The organism is Pseudoalteromonas sp. GABNS16E, assembly GCF_028598715.1.
GTDB lineage: Bacteria > Pseudomonadota > Gammaproteobacteria > Enterobacterales > Alteromonadaceae > Pseudoalteromonas > Pseudoalteromonas atlantica.
In genome coordinates this window covers 1-9,448 of record NZ_JAQREZ010000087.1, presented here as the reverse complement: position 1 = coordinate 9,448, position 9,448 = coordinate 1, and the positions used below count along the sequence as shown (strand labels likewise).

Sequence of the window (9,448 nt, the reverse complement as noted above, 5' to 3'; positions counted from 1 at the left end):
GATCGGTAATTGAATTAAAGTGTTTCAGAAAAGTAGCGCTCATATTTTACGTGACCAAGGTGATTATTATGCCTTGATCTGATCACTACATATTCTATAAGTTCAATTTATAATGATCTTGCCGTGTTATAGATACCGTGTACGATGATAAAAATATACCTACTCGCCGGGTGGCCATTTTTACCGACCTCACAGAAAAAAAACAAGCCGATGAAACCATATGGCGAAAAACTCACTTCGACCACTTAACTGATTTACCAAATAGGCTAGAGCTTAAAGAGCGTTTAAATAAGCGTTTTGATGAAGTAACAGGCGACAAATGCGAACTTGTTGTGATGCTGCTCGATATTGATCACTTTAAAGATATTAATGACACGTTAGGCCATCATTATGGCGATAATCTACTTAAGTTAGTTTCTCAACGGATAATTCAAGCTGCAATAAACGCCAGTTTTGTCGCGCGTATTGGCGGTGATGAGTTTGTGATTGTATACGACCATGTTAAAAGCAGTCGCCATATAAACCAAATTGCCAGCAATATATTGCAAAGCCTTTCATCAAGTATACAGCTTGAAGACGAGGAGCTATTTATTAGCGCTAGTATGGGCATTGCATGCGCACCTAGCGATGGCCAAAGTACAGAGCTGCTATTAAAAGCTGGCGACCAAGCCATGTATAAAGCTAAAAATAACGGCCGTAATGGGTTTGAGTTTTTTTCAAAAGATATGCGTATTCATGCGCAAGCGCGTATGCAGCTATTAAAAGATTTACGCTCCGCCATAGAGCTTGAACAATTTGAGCTATTTTATCAGCCTATTGTGGCATTAAACGATTTGCACATTCATAAAGCCGAAGGGCTTATTCGCTGGCACCACCCTAAAAAGGGGTTAGTCTCGCCGGCGACGTTTATACCGCTTGCAGAGGAAACTAGGCAAATAAATGCGCTGGGCCAATTTGTATTTACACAAGCAATACACACCCTAAAAGAAATAAACACCACCATGGGTGAGCAATTTCAAATTAGTATAAATGTCTCTCCTGTGCAGTTATCAACAATCGATAGCGGAATTGACGATTGGTGTGAGATTTTAAAAGCAGCCAAACTACCCGCCTCCTCTATTGTGGCCGAGATCACAGAAGGCCTTATGGTAAACCCAGAGCCACTAACCCAAAGTCGCTTAAAAACATTAGTCCAGTCAGGTGTGCAATTAGCGCTAGATGACTTTGGCACCGGCTATTCATCGCTCGCGTACCTGCAAGAAATGGATACCGATTACCTAAAAATAGATAAACGCTTTATTGATAATATTAACGCAGGGAGCCAAGAGCTTGCTTTATGTGAAGCCATTATTGTGATGGCCCACCAGCTTGGCCTAAAAGTTATTGCCGAAGGAATTGAAACGCAGCAACAAATGCAGCTACTACTAAAAGCAGGATGCGACTACGGGCAAGGTTATTTGTTTTCAAAGCCAGTGCCTAAAAAAGAGTTTATGACGTTGCTGAGCAGCAAAAAAATGGTTATTGCCAATAATAAATAAGTAGTTACGCAATAAATAGAGTGCCTACACGGTCAGGTAGTTTAATCAATAGTAAGTAGTAACAAGGTTTAAAATGGCAAAGGCAACACTCGAGCAATGGAGAATGTTTAAAGCTGTTGTAGAGCATGGTGGATTTGCCGGTGCTAGCAGCGCGGTATTTAAAAGCCAATCAACCGTGCACCATGCAGTGCAAAAGTTAGAGTCGGCACTGCAAGTAAAATTGCTTGAAGTAAAAGGCCGTAAAGCGTATTTAACCGAAAACGGTAAGCTTATATTGCGCCGCGCCGAATTTTTAATAGATGAAGCCAGCAAAATAGAATCGGTTGCTAATACGTTAAGCGAAGGTATTGAAAGCACATTAAAAATAGCGGTAGATGAAGTGTTTCCGCAGCATTTATTGTACCAAGCGCTAAGCCATATTAATGAGCAATACCCACTGGTAAAAATAGAACTGATAGAAAGCGTACTTAACGGCGCAAACGAATTACTTACCAATGCAGTGGTCGACTTAGCAATTACCTCTATTGCGCTTTATGGCATTAATTGCCATAGCTTGTGCGATATAGAATTTATTGCCGTTGCGCACCCTGATCACCCCTTACACCAGCGCACTGAACCACTGACCTACAGAGAGCTTAAATTACACAGGCAAATAGTTGTTCGCGATTCGGCCACCCACACCAGCCACGACGACGGCTGGCTTGGGGCAGATATGCGCTGGACAGTAAGTCACTTACGTAACTCTATTGATATGGTTAGCCAAAACTTTGGTTATGCATGGCTGCCTAGTGCACAAATTAAACCTTATCTTAAAAACAACACACTTAAGCCCCTTAATTTAGAGCAAGGTACAACCCGCTCCTTAAAGCTTTATTTAATGTGCACCGACAATGACCGTTTAGGCCCCGTTGGCCAAGCATTTACTCAGCATCTCATAAGCTTGTGCAATAATGAGCCGGGCTAAGAGTTTGTCGGCTCATCTACATCAAGGTGATCAGCAACGTAGGCTCCGCGTTTACCGCGTTCTTTAGCGGGGCCTTTGGTACTATCTTTCGCTGTTTGTTGTTCGGTTGCCGCATTTATTACCGCCCCAAGCGTAATAATATAGGCACTTATATAGAGCCACATTAGCATAATCACTACCCCGCCTAACGAACCATACGTTTCGTTGTAGCTTGCAAAGTGAGAGACATAAAACGAAAAACCAATTGAGGCTAAAATCCATAATACAGTCGCAATACACGAGCCAAGTGTGATCCAGCGCCATTTAGCGGGTTTTCTGTGTGGTGCATAGCGATACAAAAGCACCAATGCAAAATTAAACATAAAGGCGAGTAATGGCCACGATATTAACTTTATTAGTAAGTCTATACTTTCTTTTAAGCCCACTAAATTAAGTACTATGGGTAAAATACCTATAATTAGCAAAGCAAAAATAGCCACTAAAATAGCCCCTACCGAAAATAAAAAACGTACTAACTGAGCATGAAAAAAAGAGCGTTTTTCGTATTCATGATAACTAATATTACAGGCAGTAATAAGCGCTTGGCTGCCTTTAGAGCTACTCCAAATAGTAAGAATAAGTGTACCAATTGCACTTAAGCTTAAACTGGCGTTAGAGGTTTGAGCCAAGCTCGAGACCTGAGATAAAATTAAATCGCTCGTGCTTTGCGGTAATAAGGTAACTATTTTACTTAAGTGTTCACTAATATCGGTGGGCGATGAAAAGTACGCATACACAGAAACCATTGCAGCAATAGCAGGAAAAATAGCAAGTAAGGCATAAAACGCAACGCCCGCTGCAACCAGCGATAAGTTATCTTGGCTCATTTGCTTAAAAATACGTTTGGCTATGTCCCACCAACCAATAACCGGAATGTGCACTGGCTGCTCGGCATGTTGTCCCCGTTTAGGTTTGCTCATTGTTTGCTCCTTTTTAGCCTATTATCGAGCAAAAAGTTTGCCAAGCTGTGCTTTTGGAATTGGTATTAAACTTGCTGCTTGCTAGATTATTTAAAATACCAAGGTAATACGCCATGAACAGCCTTATAACTATGCTAATTGCAGTGAACACCACGGCTGTGAATGCCTTAAACACCCCAGAAAGCGTGCTCAGTTGGCAGTATTTATACGCCCAAAGTTTGCAATTACTTCACGCAACAGCGCAAATATTACCCACTCTTTTATTAGGTTTTATACTTTTAACTATTAGCTACTTTGTCGCCAGTCCTTTGTCTAAGCTGTTAGTAAAACCGCTCATTTATATGACCGACAGTAAACTTGTGCACTTAGTGGCCAAACGCGGGATTAGCATTTTAATTTTATTGCTGGGCGTGTATTTATTTTTACGTTTAGCAGGACTTACCGAATTTGCTATTGCCATTATGAGCGGTACCGGATTAATAGGCTTAATATTGGGCTTTGCCTTTAGAGACATAGCAGAGAACTTCATTGCTAGCTTACTGTTGAGCGTTCAACGGCCATTTAAAATAGACGATGTAATAGAAGTCGATGGCCGCTTAGGTGTGGTTAAAAAGGTCACCGCTCGCGCAACCACCTTAGTTGATTACGATGGCAACCATATACAAATACCTAACGCCACGGTTTATAAAAATACCATTAAAAACCTAACTGCAAATCCAAAAATGCGTGCCAAGGTGGTGATTGGCATAGGTTACGATAACGATATTCGTTACTGCCAAACACTCGCCCTTGAAATTGCAAACAAGCAAACGGGTGTGATTACTGAGCCACCAGCACAAGTACTGATCAATAATTTAGGCAGCTCAACAATTAACTTTAATCTGTTTTTTTGGGTTAACAGCGAACAACATAGTCCGTTAAAAGTGGCCTCGCAGTTAATGCGTGAGCTAGTAACCGAATTTACAGCGCAAAACATCAGTATGCCAGATGATGCCCGCGAGCGTATTTTACTCAGTGCACCTGATGAGAGTGATACACAAAAGCCCACCAATAAAGCTGAGCAACCTTTAACTGCTCAGCAAAGCTCTAAGCAGCTGCAGCAGCAAAATGAAACGGTTGATGATGTAAGTAGTGATACCGACGAAATTCGTGATCAAGCTGAAAAATCACGGGATCCTGAACAGGGTAAAAATATTATCTAAGCTAAACGTATAAGAAAAAATAAAACCACATACAGCCAATTTACAACTTAATAATGTTTTAAACCCTAAAAAATCAAAAAATATGATTAATTAATGCATTAAATATAACTTTTGTTATATCAATAATAAAAGTTATACACCTATCAACTTATTGATTTTAAATGAGTTATTTATAAATCATCATTTAAGCCGCCTTTAACCCGTCTTTCATTATTAATAATTATTCAAAAAGTTATATTAACAAACCGCCAACCAAAAACAATAAAATCAATAACATTCAATACGTTATTAACAAAACCGCGCTTGGCATTATTAATGCAATAACAATAATCTAACAACTTTAGAGCTTAATTATGCACGTGTACAAACAACCCCTATCTAAAAAGGCTAACGAAAGCTTGTCCATAAAATTGCAAGCCCCTTGTGTGGCCTGTGCACGTGCCGGTGCAATAAGCGCGTTAACGCCCTAAGCAAAAGTTAAATAGCTCCCACTAAATATTATAAATAATTGGAATAACACTATGACCAGTACAACAAGTATTAATAACAACGAGCCTAAAAAAATGGCGCTCTGGCTAAAAATACTCATAGGTATGATAGCGGGTATTATTGCCGGCATGCTGTTAGGCAATAATGCTGAATATATAAAGCCAATTGGCCAGCTATTTATTAGCGCCATTAAAATGTTAATTGTACCGCTTATATTTTGCTCATTAATTGTTGGTGTTACCTCAATGAAAGACACCACTAAAATGGGGCGTATTGGTGTTAAGTCAATCGTATTTTATTTAGCCACCACCGCAGTAGCCATTTCGATTGGTTTGGGTCTTGGGTTGTTGTTTGAACCTGGCGCAGGCTTAAATATGGTTGCAACCACAGTAGCCGATGCTAAACCAAGCCCTACCTTAGTAGACACCATTGTAGGTTTAGTACCAAAAAACCCAGTGGGATCATTAGCCTCAGGTAATATTTTACAAATTATAGTGTTTGCGTTGAGCTTAGGCATTGCTTTAAACCTAATTGGTGAAAAAGGCGAACCCGCTAGCAAAATGTTTGAAAGCCTAGCCGATGCAATGTACAAATTAACTGAGCTTGTAATGAAGCTGGCGCCATACGGTGTATTTGCATTAATGGCTTGGGTATCAGGCAAGTACGGACTGGATGTTTTACTGCCACTTATAAAAGTAATTGGCTTAGTGTACCTAGGCTGCATTATTCACGTTTTAGTGTTGGGTGGCGGCTTTGTAGGCTTACTAGGCAAGCTTAATCCACAACGTTTTTATAAAGGTATTATCGAAGCGCAAATTATTGCTTTTACCACCACAAGTAGCTCAGGTACTTTACCTGCCAGCATTAAATGCGCCACCCAAAACTTAGGTGTATCACGCACTGTATCAAGCTTTGTACTGCCAGTAGGCGCCACGATTAACATGGATGGCACCGCTTTATACCAAGGCGTATTAGCACTGTTTATTGCCCAAGCCTTTGGTATTGACCTCACCACAACAGATTACTTAACCATTATAGCTACAGCTACTTTAGCCTCTGTAGGCACCGCTGGTGTACCCGGTGCAGGCCTTATTATGCTTTCGCTAGTACTGACCACCGTTGGCTTACCCCTTGAAGGCATTGCAATAGTTGCCGGTATTGACCGAATTTTAGATATGGCGCGCACTACCATAAATGTAACAGGCGATTTAATGGTTACTTTATTAATTGGTAAAAGCGAAGGCGAGCTTGACGAAACCCTTTACAACCAAGACAACACAGCGGCTCAACCCGCTAAGCAATAACCCTCGATTTAGTAATTTTATAGAGAACAAACCATGACTAGTAAACTTATCTATTTACCCGTTGCATTAGGTGTTATTGCCTTAGCTAAGCCAGCCCATGCTGATATTACAATTGAAGGTTTAAATGGCCTTGAAGCCGTTAAGCTATTTGGCGATATGCGTATGCGCTTTGAGCGCACCGAAGGCGATACAATTGACTCAACAAGCCGCGCCCGTTTACGTGCCCGATTTGGTATTAAATACGCAGCTACCGATAACTGGTCAGCGCAAATGCGCTTTAGAACAACCTCAAGCCAACACGATTCAACCCATCAAACCTTTGGTATCACCGATACCAGCGATAACGATGACTTTGGTTTAGACCGCGCCTTTATGAAGTACACAGGGCTTAGCAACACCCAAGTATATATTGGTAAAGCGGCACCCGTTTATATGCATTCATCAGAGCTGCTTTTTCGTGACGATATAGCACTAGAAGGTGTACAAGCTAACTGGAGTAACAATACGTTTAGCGTTAATGCTGGGCATATTATTCTTGAAGAAAATGTCGATAATGGCGAAGGCAAGCGCGATGCTAGCTGGCAACAGCTACAAGGTGTATATGCTACAAGTTTTAATAACATTAACGTTAAAGCCGGTATTGGTGGAATTTTTGTTAGCGCCTCAGATACGGCCTATGCCAGTGCTGAGTCGGGCCTTGATGCTGACCAAGCAGGCAACGTAATGACCTATAACCTTGATGTACGTTATGGCGCAGTGCGCTTTGCAGCCGATTACTACACAAGTGAAGCAGACAGCGAAAATACAGCGTTTACTGTACATGCTCGTTATCAAATTAATAAACAGTTTGGCCTGCGTTTTTACGTGCTACGTACCGAAGCCTATGCATTACCTATGAACGGCGCGTTTACGCAAACTAATACTCCGGGTTCTTATACCAATATTAAAGGCACACGTGTACAGCTAGATTACAAAATTGCAGAGAACCTAAATGCCGATTTAAGGTGGTTTAGCGTGGATAATATTAATAACGATATACCCACTAACAACAATGGCCGCGATCGCATTCAAGTAAACCTAAACATGAAGTTTTAGTACTAAGGCATGTTGACCAATCGTGATTAAATTTACAGTAGTGAGTTTAGTATTTAGCAAAAGCGATTATTAAGCCTACTCACTTAAAAGCCAGCGCCTTGCTTAAACTGCCCTAGCTTGAAAAACGTTAATCTACACAGGTCAACATTCTCTAAATAGGCCCAACCAATAAAAGCGATTTAATAGCCGATATTAAATCGCTTTTATTTTATTAAACAGCCTTAAAAAGACATAACTGCCTTACAAAAAACCTTAATTAACAATTAATTTATTCTTATTTAGTTTAAAGTATAAATAGATAAGACTTAAAACCATGATAAATTCGTTAGTACCTAATTTATATAAAATTAAAATACAGACTATAGTCCCCTGCTGCCAACTAAAAACAACCTTTTTGCGGCTGTAAAAGGAACATAAACGCCATTTTATTTGTACTGTTTAGACAATTTACTAACGCACTACCACAACTAAAAAATGCAGAGGTTTACTCACTTGTTTATTAAACAAAACGCTTGGTTTTATGTATTAAAAATAGCGCTACTAAGCCTACTGGGTATTAATAGCCTAAACTGCATTGCACAAGCTAATTTATCGCAGCCTAAACAAATTATAGTGGGCGGAGATTTTAACTACCCCCCTTATGAGTTTATTAACGAAGATGGCGAACTTACAGGTTACAACGTAGAACTTAGCCAAGAAATAGCCGCTGTAATGGGGCTTAATATAAAAATAAAGCTAATGCCCTGGGCCGAAATAAGAGCCGAGTTTGACCGTGGAAATGTGGATATTTTACAAGGCATGGCCGCCACACCCGAGCGCACCGATCTGTATAACTTTAGCCCGCACACGTTTGTTAACCACTCTATATTTGCGCGCGACAATAGCCCTAAAATAACGCACTACAGCGAGCTTGAAAACTACCGCGTTATTGTACAAAGCAATGGCTCAGCATTTGATATGCTTAACCACTCAGGCTTAAACATTACCCTTATACCGGTTGAAACCCATGCCGATGCCCTGCGCTTGCTTGCCTCTGGCCGCTATGACTTTGCAGTGGTTTCAAACTTACCCGGCTTGTATTTAAGTAAAAAATTGGGGCTATCAAACATCACTGCTATTTCTAGCCTAGAAAGAAACCGGCTTTATGGCTATGCCACTAAAACCGCAGATGAAGCGCTGTTATCGCAATTTACTCAAGGCTTAGCTATTTTAAAAAACACCGGCCGCCAGCAAGAAATTTACGACAAATGGTTTGGCCCGTTAAACGTATCACCTTGGTCAAAAGCTGGTGTAATAGCGGGTATATGTGTAGTGGTGCTGCTACTAATTAGTATCGTGGTGATAATTTGGAACAAAGCCCTGCGCAAAAAAGTAGAAAGCCGCACCAAAGAGCTACAAGCGCAGCAGTTACAGCTACTTCATGCAGATAAAATGGCCTCACTGGGGGTGTTGGTTTCGGGAGTAGCTCACGAAATTAATAACCCATGTAGTATTTTAACGTTAAATTTTCCGTTTATAAAAGAAGCCTTTGAAGATGCAACAGACATACTTGATGAGCATCAAGCAAGCCAAGGCGACTTTCTTGTTGCCGGTGTAAGCTATCAGCGCTTTAAACATATGCTGCCAGAAATTTTAGACGATATGCACATTGCCAGTAACAAGGTAAAGGGCATAGTAGAGGATTTAAAAAGCTTTGCCGTAAAAGGTGAAGCATCGCATGAGAAAACTGAGCAGCTAGATTTAAACCTACTAACAAACCGCTCTATTCGCTTAGGGCGTGTTGATCTTTGTGGTATGAAAAACAAACAGCATGAAGATAAGGTATAATTGAATTCGCCAGAAAACTTTACACCGAACCTACATGCCAAGATTAATGTTAACAGACGGGACATGGAAT

General features: G+C 40.6%; 6 protein-coding genes and 1 pseudogene. 6 read left to right on the top strand and 1 reads right to left on the bottom strand.

Going from position 1 to position 9,448, the window contains the following annotated elements; translation table 11 throughout:
• Positions 1-128: 128 nt before the first annotated feature.
• Together PSI06_RS20055 and PSI06_RS20050 are read left to right on the top strand one after the other, a co-directional pair.
• Positions 129-1,538: pseudogene (locus PSI06_RS20055) on the top strand (putative bifunctional diguanylate cyclase/phosphodiesterase); the annotation flags it as partial.
• 73 nt (positions 1,539-1,611) lie between these two features.
• Entirely contained in the window at positions 1,612-2,502 is an 891-nt protein-coding gene (locus tag PSI06_RS20050) for a LysR family transcriptional regulator (RefSeq protein ID WP_004589125.1), read from the top strand.
• Here PSI06_RS20050 and PSI06_RS20045 read toward each other — a convergent pair.
• Positions 2,499-3,461, bottom strand: coding sequence for a YihY/virulence factor BrkB family protein (locus PSI06_RS20045; RefSeq protein WP_004589124.1), 963 nt, complete (start codon positions 3,459-3,461; stop codon positions 2,499-2,501). The two genes, PSI06_RS20050 and PSI06_RS20045, sit on opposite strands and share 4 nt — an antisense overlap.
• 131 nt (positions 3,462-3,592) lie before the next feature.
• On the opposite strand from PSI06_RS20045, the gene PSI06_RS20040 reads away from it, so the two are divergent.
• The 4 genes from PSI06_RS20040 to PSI06_RS20025 all read left to right on the top strand — a co-directional run bounded on the left by PSI06_RS20040 (position 3,593) and on the right by PSI06_RS20025 (position 9,378).
• Positions 3,593-4,663 carry a mechanosensitive ion channel family protein gene (locus PSI06_RS20040; RefSeq protein WP_052026279.1) on the top strand — a complete coding sequence of 357 codons (1,071 nt, stop codon included), beginning with the start codon at positions 3,593-3,595 and terminating at the stop codon, positions 4,661-4,663.
• A 521-nt stretch (positions 4,664-5,184) separates the two neighbouring features.
• Positions 5,185-6,456: a dicarboxylate/amino acid:cation symporter gene (locus PSI06_RS20035; protein ID WP_004589122.1), complete on the top strand. Its 1,272-nt coding sequence runs from the start codon at positions 5,185-5,187 to the stop codon at positions 6,454-6,456.
• Between the two features lie 33 nt (positions 6,457-6,489).
• Positions 6,490-7,551 (top strand): putative porin, encoded by a 1,062-nt coding sequence (locus tag PSI06_RS20030; RefSeq protein ID WP_138577842.1) that lies wholly within the window; start codon positions 6,490-6,492, stop codon positions 7,549-7,551.
• A gap of 492 nt (positions 7,552-8,043) precedes the next feature.
• Positions 8,044-9,378 carry a transporter substrate-binding domain-containing protein gene (locus tag PSI06_RS20025; RefSeq protein WP_273605063.1) on the top strand — a complete coding sequence of 445 codons (1,335 nt, stop codon included), beginning with the start codon at positions 8,044-8,046 and terminating at the stop codon, positions 9,376-9,378.
• Positions 9,379-9,448: the final 70 nt, after the last annotated feature.